This window comes from Bacillus weihaiensis (genome assembly GCF_001889165.1).
GTDB classification, from domain to species: Bacteria; Bacillota; Bacilli; order Bacillales; family Bacillaceae; genus Metabacillus; species Metabacillus weihaiensis.
On record NZ_CP016020.1, the window covers coordinates 2915657 to 2940851 of the forward strand.

21 protein-coding genes and 1 other annotated feature are annotated in these 25195 nt (G+C 36.4%); of the genes, 1 reads left to right on the forward strand and 20 read right to left on the reverse strand.

From position 1 onward, the window contains the following. Window positions 1–15: 15 nt before the first annotated feature. From A9C19_RS14110 to A9C19_RS14145, 8 genes are all read right to left on the reverse strand, one after another. On the reverse strand, window positions 16–2217 hold the full coding sequence (locus A9C19_RS14110) for an MFS domain-containing histidine kinase (protein ID WP_072580524.1): 2202 nt from the start codon (window positions 2215–2217) through the stop codon (window positions 16–18). Beyond that, window positions 2195–2887 (reverse strand): response regulator transcription factor, encoded by a 693-nt coding sequence (locus A9C19_RS14115; protein ID WP_072580525.1) that lies wholly within the window; start codon window positions 2885–2887, stop codon window positions 2195–2197. Before A9C19_RS14115 ends, A9C19_RS14110 begins: the two co-directional genes overlap by 23 nt. A 453-nt stretch (window positions 2888–3340) precedes the next feature. Next, window positions 3341–4375, reverse strand: a complete 1035-nt coding sequence (locus A9C19_RS14120; RefSeq protein ID WP_072581901.1) for a SepM family pheromone-processing serine protease — start codon at window positions 4373–4375, stop codon at window positions 3341–3343. 292 nt (window positions 4376–4667) lie between these two features. Further along, window positions 4668–7430 (reverse strand): GTP-binding protein, encoded by a 2763-nt coding sequence (locus A9C19_RS14125; RefSeq protein WP_072580526.1) that lies wholly within the window; start codon window positions 7428–7430, stop codon window positions 4668–4670. Window positions 7431–7836: 406 nt separating this feature from the next. Then, window positions 7837–8292, reverse strand: a complete 456-nt coding sequence (locus tag A9C19_RS14130; RefSeq protein ID WP_233499185.1) for a hypothetical protein — start codon at window positions 8290–8292, stop codon at window positions 7837–7839. Between the two features lie 588 nt (window positions 8293–8880). Next, entirely contained in the window at window positions 8881–9285 is a 405-nt protein-coding gene (locus A9C19_RS14135) for a DUF350 domain-containing protein (RefSeq protein ID WP_072580528.1), read from the reverse strand. 4 nt (window positions 9286–9289) lie between these two features. Continuing rightward, window positions 9290–10555, reverse strand: a complete 1266-nt coding sequence (locus tag A9C19_RS14140; RefSeq protein WP_072580529.1) for a glutathionylspermidine synthase family protein — start codon at window positions 10553–10555, stop codon at window positions 9290–9292. Then, on the reverse strand, window positions 10555–10908 hold the full coding sequence (locus A9C19_RS14145) for a hypothetical protein (RefSeq protein ID WP_072580530.1): 354 nt from the start codon (window positions 10906–10908) through the stop codon (window positions 10555–10557). The genes A9C19_RS14140 and A9C19_RS14145 overlap by 1 nt, the downstream gene beginning before the upstream one ends. A 201-nt stretch (window positions 10909–11109) precedes the next feature. On the opposite strand from A9C19_RS14145, the gene A9C19_RS14150 reads away from it, so the two are divergent. Beyond that, window positions 11110–11547 (forward strand): hypothetical protein, encoded by a 438-nt coding sequence (locus tag A9C19_RS14150; protein WP_072580531.1) that lies wholly within the window; start codon window positions 11110–11112, stop codon window positions 11545–11547. Window positions 11548–11592: 45 nt separating this feature from the next. Here A9C19_RS14150 and A9C19_RS14155 read toward each other — a convergent pair whose 3' ends face one another. From A9C19_RS14155 to A9C19_RS14210, 12 genes are all read right to left on the reverse strand, one after another. Beyond that, entirely contained in the window at window positions 11593–12837 is a 1245-nt protein-coding gene (locus A9C19_RS14155) for a glutamate-5-semialdehyde dehydrogenase (protein ID WP_072580532.1), read from the reverse strand. Further along, on the reverse strand, window positions 12834–13952 hold the full coding sequence (gene proB / locus A9C19_RS14160; RefSeq protein WP_072580533.1) for a glutamate 5-kinase: 1119 nt from the start codon (window positions 13950–13952) through the stop codon (window positions 12834–12836). Before proB ends, A9C19_RS14155 begins: the two co-directional genes overlap by 4 nt. A gap of 100 nt (window positions 13953–14052) precedes the next feature. Then, window positions 14053–14279, reverse strand: a binding site (T-box leader). A 111-nt stretch (window positions 14280–14390) separates the two neighbouring features. Then, window positions 14391–15734: an MATE family efflux transporter gene (locus A9C19_RS14165; protein ID WP_072581902.1), complete on the reverse strand. Its 1344-nt coding sequence runs from the start codon at window positions 15732–15734 to the stop codon at window positions 14391–14393. Window positions 15735–15819: 85 nt separating this feature from the next. Beyond that, the gene (locus A9C19_RS14170; RefSeq protein WP_072580534.1) at window positions 15820–16392 is read right to left on the reverse strand and encodes a TetR/AcrR family transcriptional regulator; all 573 of its coding nucleotides are present in this window, start codon (window positions 16390–16392) and stop codon (window positions 15820–15822) included. 6 nt (window positions 16393–16398) lie between these two features. Beyond that, window positions 16399–17127 carry an MBL fold metallo-hydrolase gene (locus A9C19_RS14175; protein ID WP_072580535.1) on the reverse strand — a complete coding sequence of 243 codons (729 nt, stop codon included), beginning with the start codon at window positions 17125–17127 and terminating at the stop codon, window positions 16399–16401. Window positions 17128–17533: 406 nt separating this feature from the next. Beyond that, a complete protein-coding gene (locus tag A9C19_RS14180; protein WP_072580536.1) occupies window positions 17534–19207 on the reverse strand; it encodes a glycoside hydrolase family 13 protein in 1674 nt (557 codons plus the stop codon). 322 nt (window positions 19208–19529) lie between these two features. Then, window positions 19530–20552 (reverse strand): LacI family DNA-binding transcriptional regulator, encoded by a 1023-nt coding sequence (locus A9C19_RS14185; protein ID WP_072580537.1) that lies wholly within the window; start codon window positions 20550–20552, stop codon window positions 19530–19532. Between the two features lie 22 nt (window positions 20553–20574). Next, on the reverse strand, window positions 20575–20796 hold the full coding sequence (locus A9C19_RS14190) for a hypothetical protein (RefSeq protein WP_072580538.1): 222 nt from the start codon (window positions 20794–20796) through the stop codon (window positions 20575–20577). 67 nt (window positions 20797–20863) lie between these two features. After that, complete coding sequence (locus A9C19_RS14195; RefSeq protein WP_072580539.1) at window positions 20864–21679, reverse strand: carbohydrate ABC transporter permease; 816 nt, start codon at window positions 21677–21679, stop codon at window positions 20864–20866. Then, window positions 21679–22539: a carbohydrate ABC transporter permease gene (locus A9C19_RS14200; RefSeq protein WP_072581903.1), complete on the reverse strand. Its 861-nt coding sequence runs from the start codon at window positions 22537–22539 to the stop codon at window positions 21679–21681. The genes A9C19_RS14195 and A9C19_RS14200 overlap by 1 nt, the downstream gene beginning before the upstream one ends. A gap of 318 nt (window positions 22540–22857) precedes the next feature. Further along, window positions 22858–24171 carry an ABC transporter substrate-binding protein gene (locus tag A9C19_RS14205; protein WP_072580540.1) on the reverse strand — a complete coding sequence of 438 codons (1314 nt, stop codon included), beginning with the start codon at window positions 24169–24171 and terminating at the stop codon, window positions 22858–22860. Between the two features lie 570 nt (window positions 24172–24741). After that, entirely contained in the window at window positions 24742–24993 is a 252-nt protein-coding gene (locus A9C19_RS14210; protein ID WP_072580541.1) for a GlsB/YeaQ/YmgE family stress response membrane protein, read from the reverse strand. Window positions 24994–25195 lie beyond the last annotated feature (202 nt).

Here is a 25195-nt window from a genome sequence, read left to right on the forward strand (position 1 = left end):
ACTTGTCCCCTTACCTTATCCTTCAATTTGATCAAGTTCAATTGTAACTTTAAATAGATCGCCATCAACATCAATTTCTAAGATTCCATCATGTAGATCAATAATCGATTTAGCAATAGCAAGTCCCAAACCCGAGCCTTCTGTGTTTCTTGATTCATCTCCACGTTTAAAACGTTCAAATAACTCTTCAATATCATCATTCAATTCATATTTAGAAATATTTTTAAATGTGATTTCAATTTTTCCGTTGTTCTCCTTAAGATGGATATAGGCCCTTGTATTCTCTAAGGAATATTTTAAAATATTTCCTATTAAATTTTCAAAAACTCTCCACAGCTTTTGTCCATCAACAACGGCATAAACAGGATGATCAGGACTTTGCACCTTAAAAACTATGGAAGACTCTTGAATGCTCTCATTATATTCAGCAAGTGCTTGCTGCAATAGCTGAACTAAGTCCACCCTATTCTTCGATAATTCGATATTCCCACTAGCCATTTTGGAGGCTTCAAACAAATCATCAATTAATACCTTTAACCGTTTTGACTTCCGATCAATGATTTCAATATACGAATTTCGTTCATCGTCAGTGATTTGCTGATTTTTCAATAGCTCTGAGTACGTAATAATCGATGTTAATGGCGTGCGTAAATCATGACTTACATTTGTAATTAACTCTGTTTTCAACCGCTCACTTTTCATTTGTTCTTTTTGCGATTGTTTTACGCCATGCTTCATCGTATTAATATCTTTAGCAAGTGTAGCTAAGACAGATTTCCCAGCTACCTTTAAATCAGGCTCAAAAAATCCATTTGCAAGAGCATTAGTATTTTTTATGATTTTGTTAAAGTATCCGGTTCTTCTCATTATGAGAATCAAGATTGGTACGGCTATTAGTAAGAATGCCGGTGCATATAGTAAGATGAATTGCGGTTGAATGACTACAACGGCAAATCCAAAGCCAAAGCAGAAGATTACTCCCATAATGACGAAAACTTGCACACCCACACTCCGTTTTAGAAACATCTCTTTAAGCATTCGAAGAAGAGCAGCACTAATTGTTGACCGTAGGATTTCCTTATTGGAAGAAACATCAATAAGTTTAGGATAAAGAATAACTGCTTGTAAAATGGATAAACCTACGAAACTGGTCAATGTGAACATCTCAAAGCCCATGCCAGAGCTATTATACGTAAAATAATTTTGCATATCCCAGTACATACATATCGCTATTAAACTTGTTAAGCCAAATAACAAAAACTGTATGTCTACCTGCACCTTTCGAAAGAATGAATGTAAAGGGTCTAATTGGATTTTCTTCACTATTTGAAATTTACGTAAGATAAATAGACTTAGTAGAAACGTAATAAGTGCTGAAATAAAATAGCCCCATAGCATTTGTTTATGTGTTTCATATTCGTCACTTTTATTGAGTAAAAAGCTTGAGGCTGAGTTAGTTTCTGTTACAGCAATTTTTCCTTTAAGTGATGTATTTGTCGAGCTAAGAATATTGCTATCTACATATACTAAAGGTTCACTGTCCGCTCTTAAATAGCCATACTGGTTGGAAGGATATTCTCCTAAGAATAATGTTTTCTGATCATATAAATATACGTTAAATGCCTTTTCATTTTGACTTTCTACATTTGAGTAGATCTCACCCGTTTCTGTATCTTCTAGAAAATAGACAAAGGCCTCCTTATACTTCTCATACTCACCTCTAAAATTCTCAATCTCCCTTTTGTATTCTTCAATCTGCTGAAGCTTTTCCTTTATAACTTTTTCCTTAATATACTCATCACTTTCAAAATTCTTTGTGATGTCATCCATTTTCTTATCCCGTTCTTCCCGATAAGCATCCGCAACTTTTTGATTATGACTATTCTCTGCTTCTAAAATTCTTGATTCGTATTGCTGCTCAATATTTTGAAGCTGATCTCCTAACTCTCCGTACATATAGCGGTGCTCGTTGATTTCCTCCTGAGTAGCCGTCACTGTACCTTTTGCTTTCTCAAGCTTATCGTTTAAAATATCAAAAGAATAAATGAACGAAATGAGATTATTCAATTCCTCTACTTCAAATTGTTCTGATTCAAAGAAGTCCTCTTTCAATAAAACCTTATGATTTGATAAGGTTAAACCCATCCCAATTACTCCATATGAAAATAATAAACTACATATAAGAATTAGTATCCTATTTTTCCATTTTATATCCAATTCCCCAGACCACCTTTAAATATCTTGGATTTTTAGGGTCTATTTCAATTTTTTCTCGAATCTTACGAATGTGAACCGCAACCGTATTCTCCGCATTATAGCAAGGCTCGTTCCACACCCGTTCATAGATTTCCGCAATTGAAAACACTCGACCTGCATGTATCATTAATAATTCAACTATTTTATATTCTATTGGCGTGAGCTTTACAGCTTCCCCATTCACAGACACTTCTTTTGCTTCCTGATCAATCGTTAAACCGTTGAGATCGATGACTTTATTTCGACCTTCATAATGCCCCAACGTCACATATCTTCTTAATTGAGATTTCACTCTTGCAATGAGCTCCAACGGGTTAAACGGTTTGGAAATGTAATCATCCGCACCAACCTGTAAGCCTAATATTTTATCGGTATCCTCACTTTTCGCACTTAAAATAATAATCGGGATGTTTTTTTGCTCCCTAATTTTAAAGGTAGCAGAAATCCCATCCATCCTTGGCATCATGATATCTAATAAAATTAAATGAATTTCTTTTTCTTGTATATATTCAAGCGCTTCAACGCCATCTTGTGCTGTAATTACCGTTAAACCTTCATTTTTCAAATAAATTTGGATTGCATCTCGAATTTCCTTTTCATCATCGACAACTAAAATAGTATAAGTATTCATCAGTCCTAACCTCCTTTCCAAAGTATACCATGAGTTGGAATCACTCGAATTACTCTTAGTATAATCAGGAGTTCTTAATATCAAGGTAGCAGAAAAATGAAGATTTCCTTAAGAAATAGATAAGAAGAATGAAGCATTTGGTCAGTTTTTTAGTTTATGTATTAAGAATAGAGGGAGATAAAAGGAGGACCACTAGCTATGAAAAATGCACTCAATCTAGTGATATATCTAACTTCCAGCGATAAAATATCTAACTCTCGAGGAAAAAACGAGTATTTGACAAACAACTCTCCTCTTCTTACTTCCTTCGCTGCATTTTGAAAAAAAAGAAAAAACCTCCAACATATTGTATGGAGGTTCCTCAAGTTTTTCATATAGAAAGTATCAGGGGGGATACTGTCTTTTCCTTTATACCCGAAAGAATAAAAGCTAAACCTAAAAACGGAACTTTTTTTATATTTTTTTAAGATTTTTTAAATAATCAATTGCTTCATCTAAAGTTGCAACTGGAACAACTTTTATCTCATATCCTTGCTCCTTCACTTCTTCGATCACATCATGTTCATTTTGATCGATGGGTTGGAGATCTTTTGGAGTGAAGAAGATGTCCGCACCCTCTTTTACTGCTGCCGTTATTTTATGTCTAATTCCACCTATTTGACCTACGTTTCCATCGTGATCAATTGTGCCAGTTCCAGCAATTTTATATCCTTTTGTTAGATTATCTGGTGTTAATTGGTTATAAATTTCTAAAGAAAACATTAGCCCTGCGGATGGACCACCAATGTCATCACTTTTAAAGGTGACATCACGTGATATTGTCGCGGTGAAGTCTTCTTCTGGTACAATCCCTATCCCAACTTTTCCGGTTTCTTGATCTAATAGCATCAAATTCACGGTTTTGTTAAATTCTTTTTCATTGTCTCGTTTTATCGTTAGCGTAATGGTGTCTCCCTCCTGCTTATTATCTTCAATATACGAGATAAAAGAGGAAACATCCTTCATTTTCATACCATCCATTTTTGTGATCGTATCACCAATTTCCAATATGCTTTTAGCAGGAGAATCAGGTAGGATGGATTGGACAAAAATTCCGTGGTAATCAATTTCAACCTGTTCATCCGCTGACTTAAACGCAGATACGAGCGCATTTTGTTGGGAGTCCTTCATCATAAAGTCCAATAAAATGGAGTATTCCCTATCTGTAAGATTGCCCTTCACTTCCTCTTCTTTCACAATATCTGTATGTGGAGCGAAGAGACCGTACGCTAAAAGATAAGGATTTAGCGCCTTTACTGATAAAACAGTCGTTAAGGAGAAGCTTCCATCTTCATATGAATAACCATCCGTAACCGATACTTTTGGTTGTAGGTCTTCAATCGGGCCAGGCTGATAGAGGTAATAGGGTGTTGGAATAAAAGCAACGAGAAGAACTAGTAAGAAAACCAATATCCATTTCTTCAACGTTTTATTTTTTATCGATTTCATAGCAATAACTCCTGTCTCTTTATCCATTTCCTCTCATTATACTCCTTTCTGACCCATTTTTGCTTCCTTATTGCTTTAATTGTGAAAGTGTAATTTGTAAATCCACAAGACAAAAAAGAGGCTGGGACAAAACAAAGAGCCAGGCACCCTCCGATACAATCTATTGTGTGCACTAGATAAATCAGTGCGTACATATAGTCGTTACGATAAGGTGCCAGGCACTTCTGTCCCAGCCTCTTCAAGCTATTGAATATCGTCAATTTGTCAAGCATTTTACCCTTTAACTGAAAGTTTAATAGGTTTTCGTATAGTCCTTATGGGCTTGTAGCATGAATTCTTGTTGTAGTAGGTTCACTTCAAAGAGCTTCAACGGATCATAGAAGACCTCAGGATTTGCCTTCATGTTACTCAATCCTTCTTTCCCATCTTCTATGTTTTGCTCTGCTTCTTCAATGGTTTCCTTCACTTCACTAATTGGTCCTGTGAAGAAGGATTCAATATCCTTTTTTAAGCCTTTTTCAAACAGTTCAAATGGCATGAACAGCTTGTCAGAAATCGCCTTGGTTGTTTCTGCATAAGGTTCATTTTCAATATATTTCTTATATTGTTGATAGAGGACTTGATTATTTTGATTAAATGCTCCTAATAGCTTACCAGCACCTTTTAAAAGCATTTGTGTTGGTTTATTTTTTAACAAAATATTTTCATTTTCGTAAAAAATCCGGGCAGTCATTCGATCAATATCACGTTTCCAATCATCTAATATAGCGAACTGACACGTTAGACTTAGCTTATCTTCTTGATAAATATCATTAAATGTATCACTCATCTCTACTAGGAAGGATTGATTCTGTAAAAGTTCTTCATGTGAAGCAGAGACCCAGGTTTCTAGTTGGTTAACAATCGTCGGGAGCACATTCTCTTCCACGTACTCTTTAATTTTATTGTTCATATACTCATTTAGTGTGAGATGAATCGTTTTAAAATCACTATCTTCTTTCAATTGCTCAGAGCTGTCCTTTAGGAGCTTAGGTATAGTTTCTTCAAGTTCGGATCGACATGCTGATAGCAAGGATCGATAAGCTTTTCCAATTGATTCGACTCTTTCACTTTGAAAATCTGATACTTTATGGCTGAAGGCTGTTAAACGACTAAGAATTTCTTCATTCCATTGAATAGAATGGATGTAGCCTTTTTCCATATCCACACGTTTTTGAAGCAAATCAGCAATCATTTTACGGATTAACGTTAAGACTTTCGCTGTTCGTCTCTCTTCCTTCTCTTTTGCATCATAGGGAAAGTTTGTATCGATAAATCTAGAGAGCTGATTAAATTGCTGATTGAATGGATGCAAGGATGAATATGGTAACACCTCAGCATGTGGATAGATACTCGCTATTTTTGCCTTCATCTCCATTATCAATGCTTCTGCATCTGAGTCACTCGCAACAAAATCCACCTTATTTAAGATAAAGTTCACTTTGACATTTGGTGCATAATTTTTTATTTGATGAAGAAGATCGTAATCTTGATCTGTTAGTGGATCCATCGCATCGACTAAATAAAAGACACCATCAACTAATAAAAGCGTATCAAAAATATCCTCCCTTATAGATGAAATGCTACCTATTGTTGGAGTATCAATTATGGCACATTTTTGTTCATGTAAGATAATACTCGGCTGAAACACTTGATAAAGTGCATCCGGCTCCTCGTTTAGCATTCGTGAAAGGTCATTCTTACTGTAAAAGGTTTGTTGTGTGTACTCCGTCATTTTTTCATAGCGTAATTCATCGGAGTCTTTCAATACAACAAACGAAGAAGTAGTGCCTGAATACACTTTGTCTCCTAATAATGATTGTACAAACGTTGTCTTTCCGCTTCCTTCTTGCCCTAGTAACAAGAAATGATGCCAAAGCTCACGATTCATTACTTCCTCAACCCACCACTTTGTTTTTTGATTCAAATCTAATGAGTGACTGTTTGCCCATTTATGAATCATGTGGAAAAGCTGTAGGGAATCGGATAGACTATTCCGATCATTTTCCGTTTCAAATATAATGCTTTCTGCTTTTGACGTGATGGCTTGTCGAACTGTACCTGGAAAAATTTCATTCCAAGCAAGAACTGTAGCAGATGGATGTAAGCCATTTTTACTCGTTGATAATGTAAGCCACGCAGAGATGAACTCCGGAATGACATGATGTAACTCACGTAAATAATACGTGCCATCAGTAAGCTCCATGAACGTATTTTCATAGATTGAGACAATACTATCCCACTCTTTTTCGTCCTCAATCGTTAGCGTTGGTAGCGTTGGTATTAATTCATTTAACGCTTTTAACCATTCAAGATAAGCTGATTGCCCTTTAAAACTAAACCATACGGCCTCAAGTAGCTGAATGAAAAGGCGTTTATTATTTTCATAGATTGCTTGTAAAACAGGTAGAAAATATTCTGGTGAAAAATTTAGTGTTTGACGATTCTTGACATAAGTGATTAATGGCATATACCACTCTTCTTTAGACGTTCGTATACATTCAGATACGGCGAGCATTACCGCATTTTGATGATCCTGTTGTTCTTCGTAGAACTCCCTTGCCTTCCTTGTGACATTCGGATAATCAGGGTTTATTAACAATGCTGTGTGGATCGTTTCATACGCATTGTCTATTTTTTGACGGTCACAATAAAGAGTAAATAGCTTCAACGCTACTTCACTTTTTAATGTCTCGTCGTCTGTTATGATTGACGTGTACATATCTTCCGCAGCAGAAAGCAGTTGTAACTTACAGTAAGCATCACCAATATTCATTTTCGCCCAAGCTTCAAGCTCATTGTCAATATTTTCCCATTTAAAAATCGCTGTCTCATAGTCTTGTGAAGAATAATAAAGTTCACCTTGAGCAAATCGAATATAGGAAAGATCATAGTCTCCGTCTTGATTTTGTTCATTAAAATAAAGATGACCTAAAATATGTAAAGGTGAGCCATCCTGGTCTTGTACATAGTTCTTATAAAAAGTCTTTTCGATCAGTTGATTTTCATTTATCATTATACCCTCCTGCAAATCTCATTCTTTTTCCTTCTAAATGTAGATTTGACTTATACATCATCCGTCATGTTTTGTAGAGAGAAAGTCAGCAATTAACGTATCTTTTGGTTTATTTTAGCAAAAATGAATGATATGTTATGTTTCATTTTCATTACATAATATGAGCTAGAAAACTTGGCTAATCGCCAAGCTCTTAGCTTAAAGCCATCATTTTTTTATATGCATTTCCATTTTCATCATATTAAATAGTATAAAGGTCTTAACTCCATACCCTTTCTCATCTAGCAAATAAACATGGTTTCCTTCTAGCTCTTATCCTAAAGGAATAGAATATATCCCATTCAATAGTATTTCGCTGAATTTCCTCTTTTTATAAGGGTATGAATTCAAACTTCAAACAGACTAATCACCGGCTAAATATCTTTACTACTGTCATTATAACGAATCCAATAAAGAGACCAGGAAGTAGGGCAAGCATGGGCGCCCATATTGGACCCAAAACAACACCTTTAATTTTAATAAGTGGCGAATACATGAGTCCCACAGTAACCGAATACGCACTACAAACAAAAGGTAAAAATGAGAATTTTGCTACTTCTCCCTCCGCGTCCTTAAACGCATCCCACATGGCGAACATATACACACATGGATAAAACATGAGCCATTGGAAATTAACAACCTGAAACGCTCTGTCTATCTCTCCTAAAAAACTAGCCATTATCGCAGAATTAAAATGACTGTTTACATTAATTAGGAATTCCAAAAAAATAAACACGATTCCCTTAAGAAATTTTTTATTTAGAATTTGTGCAAAGCCAGGTAAAGCTATACTCCATAATATTGCTTCTGTTTTTGACGTCATTTGAGAGCTTCCTGTCATATAAGTTTATTGTTCGCAATTTATAAAGGCTGTTTCCGCATAGATTGCTGATCTCCAGAATAAATTCCAAGTTCCAGATTTCCCTCCTGGGTACAAGGATCTTCTCACTGTAAAAGGAGTGCAGCACTTTTCTTTCTTACTTGCCTTGGTATTAGGTGTAAATGATGACTATATACTTTGAAAAGCATGTAAAAAACAAAGTGCCGGCTTCTCTTCTATGTAGAGGTCGTTTATTTGAATAGAGAGATTCCCTCTTTTCTTCCTTTCCCAGGAGCTTAGTCTGTATTATGACTTTTAAAAAATCTATACCAAATAGCAACAGTGTTATAAAAGAGAGGTTTTCAAAAGAATGTTTCCGTAAAAGAAATTTTATAAGCTAAACTCAGAATGATCTTCTAAACTGTAAACAACTACTCAAACTACACCGGAAAACAGCGTATTAAAAATCACGACTTCGTTTTTATAATATTTACAATCACTACCAAACCTATACTTAAATCATGAAATAGACAGAGAGGTTTTTGCAACTTAATTGGAGGGCAAAGAAAAAAGATGAGGAAATACCCCATCTTAATAGGTTAAGGATGCAGCAATGAGTAATCCTATTGAAACAGATAAAAACAGAAGAAATAAACCAACAGCTTGATTATCCTCATCGATTGCCTTTGTAATATTAAACTTAGGTGTGAGAAGCTCCGCAAGATAAAAGAGAACGATTTGAATGACAATTGCAAGACTTCCCCAAATCACCATATCAAAAAGATTCACAGAATTTGCGATAGCTGAATACAACACAATCGCAAGTCCGAGTATTCTGCCACCAAATGCATAAACAGCAGCTTTATTTCCATTCTTAATTAATTCAAATTCTTTATTTTTCGTGGTAACTTCAAATAAAATAATACTAATTAAGAGTAAAAGTGCTGCAACACCAATATAAGATAAAGTTGATAAAAATAGCTCAGTGAATGACATACTTTCAGTCCCTTCTTTCTTGTTTTATACCGACTGGCAAAAAGTAGGCATTGTTATCAGTAATTTGATTTCCAGCGCGAAGACCAATTCCGCACGCCTTTCCGTTAATAAGAAAACTCCCTATTAACACTTTGCTTTCTTTAGGACCATTTATCGTCTTAATAGTTTTGGTTGGGAGGTCAATATATTTTTGAAACACCGGTAACGAATGGTCATAGGATTTATTAGGATCTTCTTCAACTAATTCATTGCCTTTATGGATCGAGACTGTATCTCCTTCTCTCCCAAAGCTAGGCTTTTTCACATATTGCCATCCATTCTTCAAAAATTGCTCTTCTTCTAAATAAGTAGGGAGAAAGTAATTCCTTATCCATTCCTTTTCTTCTGCTGAAAAATATGGAGAATCTATCTCCATTAGCCCCCAAATAACAGCTTGAACTGCTTTTGACTGGATAAGAAAGGCCGATATTGGGTTAAGGATAATCAATTTATTCGTTTTGACAAGATCAAGAAGCTGCTCCCCTATGTTTTCATTTGTTTGCTCTGATGTATCCAACAATAAGTGTTCTAAAGGATATGTCTGGCGATAAAGCACGTCAATTCTATTCCCTTGATCATCATATAAACCATGATCTTTTTTAATGGATAGTTTATGTAATGGTACGTATTTAGCTTCTATATTTGCAGTCTTCATTAAAAATTCCGTAGTGAGTTTATCCTCATCATGAGTGCTATGTGATGTAAAAACAATTGTTGGTTTTGTCGTAAACTTTGCACGATGGAGCGCTTCTCCAATCGCCTTTCTCATTTCTTTTCCTACTGTATCCTGTAAATATTCGTTCGGATCTTTCGCATGAAATGCCTGACAAATCACACCGTTCACATGAAATACTTCTTTTTCAAATGTAGGTGTATCACTATTAAGCTCTAGCACCTTTAGACCTTCAGATGTTTTCACTAAATCAACTCTTGCAATAATTGTTTCCACTGGTAACGCTCTGTGGCGAATGTATGGCATAACATTTTGTGGAAAATCTAATTGAAGTAGCGTTTCATCTGAAGAGTTTCTAAGTAAATTGGCTGTTTTAAAGAATATTTGTCCCACCCTATTAGTGACTAGCTGAACTGTTTTTACTTCCTCTTCTGTCATATATGCAAGATCATATAGTGCATATTCCTGTTGATACAGATCATGCCAAAAGCCTGGAATACTTGCATATATAGCTGTACGTTCTCTTTTATGCTGATCTAGATTATAGGGGGATGACATTATCCTCCAAAACCTCCGCTTGAGCCTGAACCAAATCCTGAACTAGAACCTGATACCTTTCCTCCACCTTTATAAGTGCTACTTGATTTGTAGCTTTTATAAGCAGAGCTTGCTTTTAATTTACTTTTAGACGGAAAGAAAGCACCACCGTAATAATAATGTCCAAAGTATCTGGAATCATCATCATCACATTCCCATACACCTTCATCCGCTTCCCATTCCCAGTCTTCACAATCAGAGCCTTCTGGAACAGGAGGTAATGCTTCTTCATTTCCACACCCAGTCGCTGTCGCTGTAATCATTGTGGCTGAGACAATACCTGTTACTAATTTTTTTGTTTTATTATGGCCCATTCTCCACCCTCCTTTTATTTCTCATATTCCATGTGCCAGACTTTCTCTCTAGGGACAAGATTTTCCTCTAACTATCGAGAGAACAGCTCTTTTCTTTCTTACATGCTTAAATAAGGAAAAGCCACGAAGTTTAAGAAGAGATCTCCCTTCAACACTTCCAATTATAGTATAGTAGAAATAACCAAATCTTTGGAGGTTAAAATGAAAAAAAGTTATAAGTTGGAATACAGAATGAATGATGAGCGAAATAACTATCCTGCTGTCTATCATTATGAATTCGATGAACCAAATGAAATTTTTTGCAGAAGATTATGTGATTATTTTGTGAAAGGAAAAAGGGTATTTAAAAAAACCTCAACAAGTCTAGAGGATGAGTATTATGTCATTTATCTGGAAGAAGAAACAGATGAATACGTGTTTGATGATGCAAAAGTCTATTCACATGTGACGTTAGAGGTGAGGGATTATCATGAATACAGTGTATCACCGTTACTATACACCTACGAGCTCTTTTCCCATCAAGAAGCATTAACCTTAATCGGGAATGACTACTTATGGATAGACGAAATGGAATACGAAAAAATCTCCGCCGAAATCGACGAAGACCGCTCAACCTATGTATTGTACGTATCAAAGTGAGGAGTGGTGGTGCCTGGCCCCCACTCCTTTAATAGGTTAAAGTTATTACCTTACTTGGCCTTGACCGTAGATGAAGAATTTACTTGAGGTTAAGGCTGGTAAACCCATTGGACCTCTTGCATGAAGCTTTTGAGTGCTTATTCCGATTTCGGCACCATATCCAAATTCTGAACCATCTGTAAAACGAGTGGAGGCATTATGATAGACAGCTGCTGCATCAACTTTCTTTAAAAATGTAGTAGCTCTCTGTTGATTTTCAGTGACAATGGCTTCTGAATGCTTTGTCCCGTATTTGTTAATATGAAGAATGGCCTCATCCACATTTTTAACGATTTTCACACTTATCGTTAATGCTAAGTATTCTGTAGACCAATCCTCTTCTGTCGCTACCTTTGCCGAGTTGAATTGAGTTACGACATTCTCATCGCCATAGATCTCAACATTTTCACGTTCTAATGCTTCTAGAAGCTTCACTCCATGTTCAACAAACCATTTTTCTTCAATTAATACCGTTTCAAGTGAATTACATACAGATGGACGTTGTGTTTTTCCATTTAACAGGATCTTTTCAGCCATGTCATAATTCGCTGTCTCATCAATAAAAATGTGACAGTTTCCCGCTCCAGTTTCTAACACTGGTACTGTTGCTTCTTTAACAACCGTTTCAATTAACTTTTTCCCACCACGTGGAATGAGTACATCTAAATATTCTTTTAAATGAAATAACTCCTTCGCCGTTTCCCTACTAGTGTCTTCGATTAGTTGGACGGCCTCTATTGGTACCTTTGATCCTTTTAAAGCTTGTTTAATGGAGGAAACAAGTACCTCATTTGAATACCTCGCTGATGAACTACCTCTTAAAACAACAGCATTCCCTGTTTTCAAACAAAGTGTTGCAGCATCAATTGTTACATTTGGTCTTGCTTCATAGATCATACCGATTACACCAAGTGGGACTCGATTCTTCTTAATCACTAACCCATTCTCTTTTTCGATTGTTTCAAGCGTTTCTCCTACAGGGTCCTTCAGACCTATCAACATCTGAATGGCATCTGCCATATCCTTAATTCTTTTTTCATTTAACATGATGCGATCAAGAACACTATCCGTTAATCCATTTACCTTTCCTGCTTCTAGATCCTTTTTGTTTTCTTCTATAATAGTAGTTTGATCGTTCACTAATTGATCTGCTATTAAAGCTAATGCCTCATTCTTTTCTTCCGTGGTTAAATCAACCATAACAAAGCTTGCTTCTTTAGCTGCCAACCCTTTCCTACTAACTTCACTCATCGTTTTCCCTCCTCCATTTTCACCCATTTATTTCGATGAATGACCACAATTGAAGTCACTACTTCTTCATTGTCACATAGTTCATCACTTCGTTTTCCCATCACATTAGTCAATTCACTTGAAGAAAATAGGACTTCCCCTTTGCCAAGTACACCACTTGGGCCCCTAACTTCCACAACATCATTTTTATGAAAATCCCCTTTAAAATCATAAATCCCAGCTGGCAAGAGGCTTTTCCCTTTATACAACAAAGCATCCTCAGCCCCCTGGTCTACATAAATGGTTCCTGATACTTCAGAATGAAACGCAATCCACTGGCGACTATTATTAATGAATGTTAGCCCCTTTTTTCCAATGTAGGTACCATCACCTTGGCCATCAATTATATCGACAAGCTTCCTACTGCCTTTACCTAACCCTATAAACACTTGAACACCAAGTGTAAGAGCTGTTTTTGCAGCCATTAGCTTTGATTTCATTCCACCTGTCCCTACCTTTGAGCCTGCACCTTGTGCTGCTGAAAGCATCTCATCTGTTACTTCAGGTAAGAAGGTAATTTTTTTGGCTAACGGATTTTTCCGCGGATTAGAATCATAAAGCCCATTTATATCCGTCAAGATCACTAGGTGATCTGCATGTACTAATCCACTCACAAGCGCAGAAAGCATATCATTATCACCAAACGTTAGCTCCTCAACTGAAACAGTATCATTCTCATTAATGATCGGTAATATCCCTCGTTCCAACAGCTCACTCAATGTAGCGTACGCATTTTTGTAGCGCTCCTGCTTTGAAAAATCCTGTCGGGTAAGAAGAATTTGGGCAGGAACAAGATCAAAGGCTTGAAATTGTTCAATATAAGATTGCACTAACAAACTTTGACCAACCGCTGCTGCCGCTTGCTTCCCTTTTAATGTAATTGGTCTAGAAGGATAGCCTAATCGAGCAAATCCTGCTGCCACTGCTCCTGATGAAACAAGCAATACCTCATGACCTGCCTCGCGTAACGCAGCAACTGCACGAACATGATCTGAAAATTTCTCTTGATCAATTTGCCCCTTTACATCTGTGAGCGAACTACTTCCAATCTTAACGACAATTCGCTTTTTCTCCATCCCTTTTTCCTCCACTTACAAAGTAAATATGATAGATTAACATTCTACCGATTCATTTTTTTAGTTTCTTGAGCAATAAAAAAGCTCCTTTCATCCTCTAAATAAGGACGAAAGGAGCTTAGCTTCCGTGGTACCACCTTGTTTGAATGACCTCACAAACAATAAAGTCATCCCACTTAATCCTATTAACGCCAGGAAAGCGCCTATGTTTTCATAGGACTCAAAAGGTAGGTTCAGCGGCTTGTTATTATAAGGTCTCTCAGCTACTAAACCTTACTCTCTGAAATAAAAAGTTCCGCGTACTATTCCTTTATCCACCGTTCAATTATCATTATTTTCACACTAATATAAAAGTTCCTTTTTCGTTGAGATTATTATGCCGAGTATTTTCCTACCTGTCAAGATTGAATGCAAAAAAAGTTAAAAATGTAAGCCCGCTTATGTTTCATTCTTTTGAAGAACTTCCTTTTCATCCCATTTCCCTAGCTTGTAATACCCAAATGCAATCACACTACTGACCATAAAGCTTATACCCATTCCTATGGCAATCCCATTTTCTCCGAGTAACCATGAGCAAAAGTAGGTCAGGGGATAGCGCAGGATCCAAAAAGAAATGATATTTAAAACTAATACTTGAAACATCGCTCCAGATGCACGAACAACACCATTTAAAATAAAATTTATCCCTAAAAAAGGATAGAAAAAAGCAATGAATGCAAGATATTTCGCACCAAATTGCAGGGCACCCTCTTCTTCAATAAAAAGATTAATTGCGGGTTTAGCTAGAAAATAGATGAAGGTGCTGATAGAGAGGATCATAAGGAAGTTAATTATTACACCATACGTAGCAATTTGGTGGACACGTCCCCATTTATCCGCTCCAATATTTTGCCCCGCCATACTGTTAACCGCCGTCCCTAAAGCCATCGCAGGGAGCATAATAAGACTGTCCAAACGTTGAGCTGCACCAAAACCAGCGACTACATCTGCTCCAAATGAGTTAACAACACTCATGATCGCCATGACACCTGCAGAAATGACCATCATTTGGAGACCAGAAGGAATCCCCAGCTTTAAAATGGTCAGGATTTCCCTCATATCAGGTCGTGTAGGGACTGTAAAAGGCACAAGCTTCCGATTAAGCGTATCATACACCCCATATAAGAAGGCAATGCCTTGAGACACAATTGTTGCGTATGCAGCACCAGCTATACCTAAATCCATTATAGAGATAAACAATGGATCTAAAAGGGCATTTAATCCGACAGCGATCATCACATAAATAATGGGTGTTTTACTATTCCCTATTGATCTTAATACTGTACTTATAAAGTTATAACCAAATAAAAAGAAAATACCTATAAAATTAATTTGCAAGTACAAGGTTGCATCATCAATCATAGATGAAGGCGTACTTAATAAAGTGAGAATGTCCTTTGCAAAAACAAAACCGATGACACCTAATAGAAGAGATAATAATGTTTGGATCACAACAAACGTATTCAGATAGCTTTTTAATCCATCATCATTTCCTTTCCCTTTTTGTTGAGAAAGAATAGTGAGCGCGGCATTGTTCAAACCAATAATAAAGGATAGGACCGTAAAGATAACTGTTCCTGAGATCGCTACAGCACCTAGTGCATTTGCTCCGATTAAGTTCCCAACCCACAAGCTATCTATAAATTGAAAGGAGACTTGTAATAAATTTGTTAACATAATTGGAAGCGAAAAAAGCCAGATTTGCTTTGTTACTTTGCCAGTCGTGAAATCATGTTGACTCATGGAATCTCCCTTTCTTCTTGATTCCTCCATGTTAACACGAATCGCCTTTTGTTCTAATACAAGATGCTCAGCAAATAGGCTAGCACTATGTTTGTTTCATTTTATGAATTCCCGCTAAAAAACTTTCAAGTAATAAATGTAGGCTAACATCGGGATTTAACGGCATACCAAAAGCTCCATTATGCTCTAAGGACGAAAAGCCATGTAAAATACTTCTTAAGCCTCGAACCGCATGTATCGCTTCGTCATCCTCTAAGCCATATCCACTAAGCACCTTAACTGTTAGCTCGACTAATTTCCTTCCGGCCTCTTGAAGCTCTTTATCATTTGGATCTTTAGCACTTAAGGTGAGAGTATATAAACCAGGATGAAGACGTGCAAACGTCATATATGCCTTTGACACAGCATGAACGGCTTCATCCTTTGATTTCCCAATAGAAGCATACGCAAGTTCATGATATAACTTCTCCATTCCATAAAGGGCAAGTTTTTTTTTCAATCCAGTAAGGCCATCTATATGATTGTAAAGTGACGGAGGTTTGACAGATAATTTCTTCGAAAGCGTAGCTAGCGTAACGGCGTCTACACCTTGCTGATCTGCAATTTCACTTGCTGCATGAAGGATTGTTTCTATATCAAGTCCCATTCTTGGTGACATTTCTCTCTACCTTTCATTTACCTTATTTTTCTTTAATTTTCCCTCTGCTTCTGACATTGCTTTTTGCAGATGGGGAATTGGATTACGAAGCAAATCTCCATGTCCCACCGCTAACAAGTTTGGTGAAAGCTCATGTATTTTTTTCACACTTTCTAAAGCCATTTCTTTGTTCCATGTAGCCATTGCTGGAAACGGGAATAGGACACGAAGTTGGCCACTTACCGCAATTCCTCCCCTTGTCTGAAGGGCATCACCTGCAATGATTGTCTTCGTTTTCCTGTCAAAGAAACTAATGGAACCAGGGGTATGACCAGGAGTTGCTATGACTTCAAGCGATCCGATTTTGTCCCCTTCATGAAGAAGGCGATCTGGTCTTATTTTCATATTCTTTGGTACACCACCCTTAATCGGTGATTGGGGTTCATTCGGATCAAGGGATTGATCTCCAAGTAATAGCCGATTGTCTCTCGCTGAAACAGATACCGTTGCATCCTGAAATTTATTCTTTAACTCCTCTAATGCACCAATGTGATCAACATGCGGATGTGTAAGAATAATAGTAGTTAACGGCTTACCCAACTCTTCAATAACCTTCACTATGCCTTTGTAGCTACTTTGCATACCAGTGTCTATTAAGGTCAGCGTATCCATTTCTTCAAAAACGTAGCAATTTATCGGGAATAAATGAGGCATAAACGTCAATTGAATCAAGTTCGCTTCTCTTCTTATTCTCATAATCAAATCATCTCCACTATTTAAATTAGCTTAAAAACTAATACTATTAGTTTTAATTTACCTAATCGTATTCACTTTAGCAAGAGTTTATTGAAAAGTTTATTGAAAATTTCAAATGATGACTTTTTAAGTAAGACTCTTATGGGAGAAGCATATCAAAGGGAGACCAGACAGGCGAATACGTACGTCAATGACACTCAAGGACCACCTTCGGAAAGCAAATGTCTGTAACGTTCATCACATAGCACAATATAAGAAGCTTCAATGGAGGGGCAGGTTTCAGCATTAGCCTATCACAGCTTTATCACTTCATTGGTTCCAGCCTGAAGCATTCTGAGCTCGATATATATCCATACAAAAAAACACAAAGTCACTTAAAAATAGCGACTTTGTGTTTTCAACAAAACTAAATTTTATATATTCTCGCTTCAAATGGCTTCAGTGTGAACACGTCTACAGAGTCATGTTCTTCAATGTCATAGTTAGCTAATAGTAGCTGACTAGAGGAAACAGTGAAGCCTAATGAGCCTTCCCATGAGACTGTTTGATCTGTAAGGTTTGTAAAGATAACGACTTTGTCATCTCCTTGAGTACGTGTATAGGCATAAATAGATGGGTGGTCTTCTAAAATTAAATCGTACATTCCGTAGGTGAAGATTTCCTCAGTTTTCTTCAATGAAATCATTTTTTTATAGAAATGTAAAACAGAGGTTTCATCTTGAAGCTGCTGTTCTACGTTAATCCTCTTGTAATTCTCATTCACTCCAATCCAAGGAGTTCCAGTTGTGAAGCCTGCTTGTGGCTGATTAGACCATTGCATTGGCGTTCTTGCGTTATCACGGCTTGTAGCCCAAATACTCTTCATGATCTCTTCGTGTGATACGCCTTCTTCACGCTTGTATTTATAGAGGTTTTTTGCTGCAACATCATTGTACTCTTCAATAGAATTGAATTTTACATTTGTCATTCCAATTTCCTGTCCTTGGTAAATGAATGGTGTACCTTGCATGAAGAAATACATGGCACCTAAGCTTGTTGCACTTTCGAACCAATACGTTTCGTCATTGCCCCAAGTTGACACAGCACGCGCTTTGTCGTGATTTTCAATAAATAAAGCGTTCCAGCCTTTGTTCTCTAAAGCCTTTTGCCAGTTTGTTAATACTCTTTTTAACCCTAGAATATCTAAGCCTTGCTCTGAATCAGCATCCCAAAGTCCTAGATGTTCGAACTGGAAGACCATATTAAATTTCCCTTTATCTTCACTCACCCAAAGCTCTAGGTCTTTTTGATTATCTACTTTTACTCCATTTGCTTCGCCGACAGTCATGATGTCATATTTCGCAAATGTTTCATTTTTCAATTCCTCTAAATAAGTGTGTATGCCTTCCACGTTCATATGCTTATCAAATGAAGATACATACTTTACACCATCTGGATTTGGCATATCCACTAGACCATCTTCCTTATTAATATGGCTAATTGCGTCTACACGGAAGCCATCAATTCCTTTATCAAGCCACCAATTAATCATATTATATAAGGCCGTTCTGACTTCTTCATTTCTCCAATTTAAGTCAGGCTGTTTTGTTGAAAAGATATGAAGGTAGTATTGATTTGTTTTTTCATCATACTGCCATGCAGAGCCACTGAAGATACTTTCCCAGTTATTAGGCTCTTGACCAGCTTTTCCGTCTCGCCAAATATACCAGTCACGTTTTGGGCTTTCTATACTGGATCGGGATTCAATAAACCATGGATGTTCGTCACTTGTATGATTAATCACTAAATCAATAATTAATTTCATACCACGTTTATGTGTTTCTTCGAGCAACTGATCGAAATCGGCCATATTCCCGAAGTCATCCATAATATCTTGATAATCACTAATGTCATAGCCGTTATCATCATTAGGAGATTTATACATTGGACATATCCAAATAACATCAATGCCAAGATCTTTTAAATAATCTAATTTTGAAATCAATCCTTGAAGATCACCGATCCCATCACCATTCGAATCCATAAAGCTTCGAGGATATACTTGATAGGCCACTGCCTCTTTCCACCATACTTTTTTCATTTTAATTCCTCACTTATATACATTGACTTTTTTAAAAGACTTTTTCTTACCTTCTTTAGTTACGAGCTCATTGAATTTCACACAATATAACCCGTAAAGCAACAAACAACTTAGCTAGAAATACCTTTTCCAGGATAATACACGTACTTGGAATTTCACGTAAATACCATTCTATCCATAAACAGTTTGTTTAAAAAAACTTTACCATTATAACCGATTATACTTTTAAAGATTCCAAACCTTATATAAAAGCAAAAGGATAATTGATAAAAAGCTCGCACACTTTTTATCACTCATCCTCCTTTACATGATATCATTCGTTTTATTTCTTTTGCTCACATGATTTTCGTTCGATGAACTTCGTTGGGATTGTAATCCGTTTTGGAAGTGTGTCAGGTATGCTAATTTTCTCTAACAAACATTTTGTTGCTTCAAAGCCAAGCTGATAAATACAAATATCAATTGATGTTAGCGGTGGCTTCGAGTGTTCTGATAACATTAAGTTGTTAAAGCTCACAATAGAGATATCCTGTGGTACACGTATCCCCATATCTTCTAAGTGACTAATCATTTCATATGCTATTAAATCGTCCTGCGTGACTAACGCTGTTGGCGGATCATTTAGATTCATTAACGATTCAATTGCTTTTCGTCCGTTTTCTTTAATAAAATCCTCGAAAACCATATATTCTTTCTTAAATGAAATGCCTGCGTCCTTTAACGCGAGCTTATAGCCATTCAATCGATCAACCGTTACGACAAAATCGGTGCTACCTCCAACAAATGCTATATTTTGATGACCAAGGTCAATAAGATAATTTGTCACTTGCTTTGTAATAAAAATGTTGTCGTTATCAACATAGGAAATACGTTCGTCATGTTCATCCGGTCTACCGACAACAACGAATGGAAAGTTGGATGATTGAAGAAAATTCATCGTTTTGTCATTGATTCTAGAATATAAAAGAATAACTCCATCCACTCTTCTTCCAAGCACCATTGACGTTACTTCATTATATATTTCATCTTCTGTTGATCCAGTTGATAAATAGATTCCATATTTATTATCATGGGCACTCGTACTTATTCCACGTAACACTTCAGGGAAGAAGGGGTTTTGAAAAGCATAGTAAGCTGAGTTTGGCATAATAACGCCAATTGCTTGTGTGCTCTTGGCTGCTAAACTTCTTGCTTGAAAGTTCGGATGATAGCCTAATTCCTCCATCACTTCTCGAACTTTTTTTTTGGTTTTCTCACTTATGCGAGGGCTATTTGCGATGACCCTCGAAACTGTAGACGGAGCTACGTTTGCCTTTTTTGCGACATCTTTTATTGTAACGATCATTGCTGCCTCCTTACCAATGCACCTAAGGGGTTACTTGTTTAATTAGGATAGAGTACTCATTCTCCATTTTAACACCCTTTCCTTCTTTCTCTTTTAAGAAAATACATTGGAGTAGGTCTTGAGAACGATTACTTAATTCACTATTCTTACTATCTGAGTATTTATGAATAGTAAGGTTTAGTAAAGGAAAATCTTCAGATGTTGCTAAAAAACAGGGCAGGTTTGACCATTTGGCAATTACCATAACAGCTCATTTCCTACCCTAATTAGATTTTAGAAATCTAAAGTGTATATAAGGCGAAATGTAATCTTTATTTTACAGCACCTTCAGAGATACCTTTAATAATTTCACGTTGTGCAAAGAAATACACGATAATTACTGGAATGATCGCAATCGTTAAACCTGCTAAAGCAAGATGCCATTGTTTTGTGTATTCACCGAAGAAGAAGAACATTTTTAACGGGATTGTTTGTAAGCCTTCTTGGTTAATAACCAGCGATGGTAACAGGTAATCATTCCAAATATAGATGATGTTTAAGATTGCTACTGTTACTGTAATTGGCTTTAAGATTGGGAAGATAATGTGCCAAAACACTTGGAATTTGTTACATCCATCAATTGTAGCTGCTTCATCTAATGATTTGGAAATACCATTTAACGTACCATGGAATAAGAAGATTGATAAGCTACTACCAAATCCTAAATACATAAAGATTAAGCCGACACGGTTAAGCATATCTACCTGACCAAACACCGTAATAAGTGGAATCATAACAGATTGGAACGGTATGAGCATCGCTGCAACGAACACCATGAATAGCAAGGTACTTGTTTTGCTCTTATTACGTGACAATGCATATGCTGCCATTGAAGAGAAGATAATGATAATAACCACGCTTACAACTGTAATAATTAGGGAGTTAAAGAATGTTTGTATAAAATCTAATTCCTCGAACGCTTCAATATAATTATCTAACGTAAATTCTTGTGGTAACTTTAATACATCAGTAAAAATTTCTCTTTTCGTTTTTAATGAGTTAACAATCATTAAGTAGAAAGGTGATAGCCATAGTAATCCAAGCAGGATCCCTAGAATTTCAACAGGAAAATTGTATCTGCTTCTCATTACATTTCAACCTCCCTTTTCTTGTTAATGTATACTTGAGTTAATGAGATGACTGCTACGATAACAAAGAAAACAACCGCTTTTGCTTGTGCATAAGCCATATCTCTTTCTCCGAAAGCTGTTTTGAAAATTTCCATCGCAACCATTTGTGTTGAGTTATATGGTCCACCTGCTGTTAAAGAAAGGTTCTGATCATATAGCTTAAATGAATTTGAAAGTGTTAAGAACATACTTACTGTAAATGCAGGTGCAACTAGTGGGAAAATAATATAGCGTAAACGTTGGAACGGTCCAGCCCCATCAATTTCAGACGCTTCTAGTAGTTCACCAGGAAGTCCTTCTAGGTAAGCGATATAGATGATCATAATGTAACCTGACATCTGCCAGCTCATTAGAATAACAAGTCCCCAGAATCCTGTTTCCGTTGTTGAAAGCCAGCCTTTTAATGATTCGATACCGACAAGATCACCGATACCTGCAAAAACTTTAATGAAGATAAATTGCCAGATAAAGCCAAGAATTAATCCACCGATTAAATTTGGCATAAAGAATATAGTTCTTAAGAACTTACTAGATTTAATCTTAGTTGTAACGATTAGTGCTAAGCTTAATCCAATCACATTCGTTAAAATAACTGATACAATTGAAAATTTTGTTGTAAACCATAGTGAATCTAAAAATTCTTTGTCCTTTAACGAATCAATGTAATTTTCAAATCCTACGAAGGAACCAACTTTAATACCGTTCCAATCCGTAAAGGAATAATAAACACCTATAAGTAAAGGTATAATAATAACAACCGTCAATGCCAATAGGACCGGAGCTAAAAACAACCAATATGACAGATCCTTAGTACGCATCATTTGAATCCCTCCAACGTTAATAATCTAAATTTTTACATTAAATTTTATATATCACACAAGCGTCAAAGCTATCTTGTCCATAAGACGCTTCATAATAGAAGGTGGTTTTGTGGTGCCTGACCCTCACCGCTTTAAAGCGGTGGGGGCCAGGCACCCGAACCTACCCGAACCTATTCCCTTCGCACCTTCCATTATGGAGTGGCTTATGTTCGAGCCATAAGATCACTAAACTCATTCACTCCAAAATCAGGAAGTCCTGATTCTATGAACAAAACAAAGTAGCAAAGCTGCTACTTTGTTTTGAATTATTTTACCTTATTCAGCTCTTGACTCTTCCCAAGCAGCTTTAGAATCTTCCATAATTTCATCCCAAGTTGCTGCATCACTTAAATATTTTTGGATGTTTGCGCCAAGCTTATCTTGACCCCAGTTTGATGGATAACCCATGAATACCCATCCAATTGTATTTCCTGCTTCAGCATACTCATAAATTTGTTTAGAAAGTGGATCTGTAATTAATGAAGCATCATAGCCTTCATATGCAGGAATGAATTTGAAATCTTTTACAACTGTTTCTTTACCTTCATCAGAAGTGTATAACCAATCTAAGAATTTAGTTGCTTCTTCGATTACGTTTTCATCTTTATTTTTGTTAACCGCCCAGTACATTGGAACCCCTACTGGAATTGCATCTTCTTTAAATCCTGGTACTGGAATTGGTAAGATCCCTACTTTGTTGTTCGCTAACTCTTCATCAATACCAGCGATAGAACCATATACCCAGTTACCTTGTTGAATCATAGCAACTTTTCCAGTTGAGAATAATTCTTCTACTTGTTGAGAATAGTCAAGACTTACGACAGGTTGTACAGAGTGCTTGTTTTGAAGATCAATGAAGTTCTTCATTTCATTACCAAATTTGAATTCAACTTTATCCGCTTCGAAAGCTTTTGTTACATTACCATCGAATTCTGGAGAGATAAATGCGTTAGATAAGTGTAAACCAGTTACCCACGTTTCTTTTGCAGGTAATGCAAATACTGCTTCTAAGCCTAAATCAGCTTTCTTTTCGTCTAACGTTTTAACAGCCGCTTCTAATGAAGCCATATCTTTAATGTCAGCTGGGTTAATTCCCGCTTTTTCAAAAATTTCAGTGTTGTAGATTAAACCATAACCTTCTTGGTTGAATGGTAACCCAAGAACTTTTTCTTCTTTCGTTACACCATCAAGTGTACCTTCTAACGCTGCACCAGCAGCAGCAGAGTTTGTTAAATCAGCTAAGCTGTCTTCCCAGTCCACTACGTCAGTAGGACCACCGATATTAAAAATTGCTGGCTCATCACCAGATGCGAATTTTGATCTTAATGCTGCACCGTAATCTTCTCCGCCACCAACAGTTTGAATGTTGATTTTAACGTTTGGATTCGCTTCTTGGTATTGTTCCGCAACCGCTTCAAATTGGTCCTTGAACTCTACTTTAAATTGGAAAATATCTAATGTTACTTCTTCTCCCTCTGTATCTGAACCAGCGCCTTCTTTTTTAGTTGAATCGTCACCAGAACAGCCAGATAATACAACGCTTACAAGTAACATAATAGAGAAAAGCCCTAAAAACCATTTTTTGTTCATATTTATTACCCCCTATATAGTTAATACGCTTACAAGTATGCGCGAAAACGATTGCACTTATGAGTTTAATTAAACATAATTCCTAAGTAATTTGGTGGAAATATATCCAATGTATTACGGAATTAGTTAGATTTCCCTCGAATATGTCGAACTATGTCTGTGCAACAAGTAGTGAAATCGTTTGCACTAACCTTGCAATAAAAATATATCATACAAACTAAATTTGCACAATGATTTTTTCACCAAAATCTTTCGTGATTTTTGAAAATTTATAGCCTGCCACTAAATTTTTACTATAAGGCTATTTAGTATTCACTTCAACAAATATAGTCATCATTCATACGCCATACCAAGTGAGTAAGAAAGAAAAGAGCTGTTCTCCTTTTCAATGAGAACATGATCCAGGAGGAAAATACGATCCTTGAAAAATCACCTAAAAAAAAGAGGCTGGGACAAAACAAAGAGCCAGGCACCCTCCGATACAAACTATTGTGTGCACTAGATAAATCAGTGCGTACATATAGTCGTTACGATAAGGTGCCAGGCACTTCTGTCCCAGCCTCTCTACTCTTATTTTTTTCTCATAGATTTTAAAATGAGGCTTACAACAAATACAACAATAATTGCACCTATTAGTGCTGGGACAATCGCAATGTCTGCAACTTGCGGTCCAAAGTCTCCTAACAATTCTCCACCAAGCCAAGCACCAATAATACCAAATATAATGTTTCCAATGATACCTCCAGGTACATCCTTACCTAAAATTAATCCTGCTAACCAACCGATTAATCCTCCAACAATTAAATACAATAGAAATCCCATTTTTACCTATCTCCCTTCATATGTGTTTGTCTATGATACCTATATTCCCACTTGTCGAAATATGAAAACCTATCTCACTATACTTTTTTACCAAGCAACCTTCATTTTTTACGTACTCATTAAAGTTCTTAGCAGAACAATTTTGAAAACGGCGTGAAAAAGTGTCAAATAATTCCATCAAGCTGTACACAAAAAATGTTAA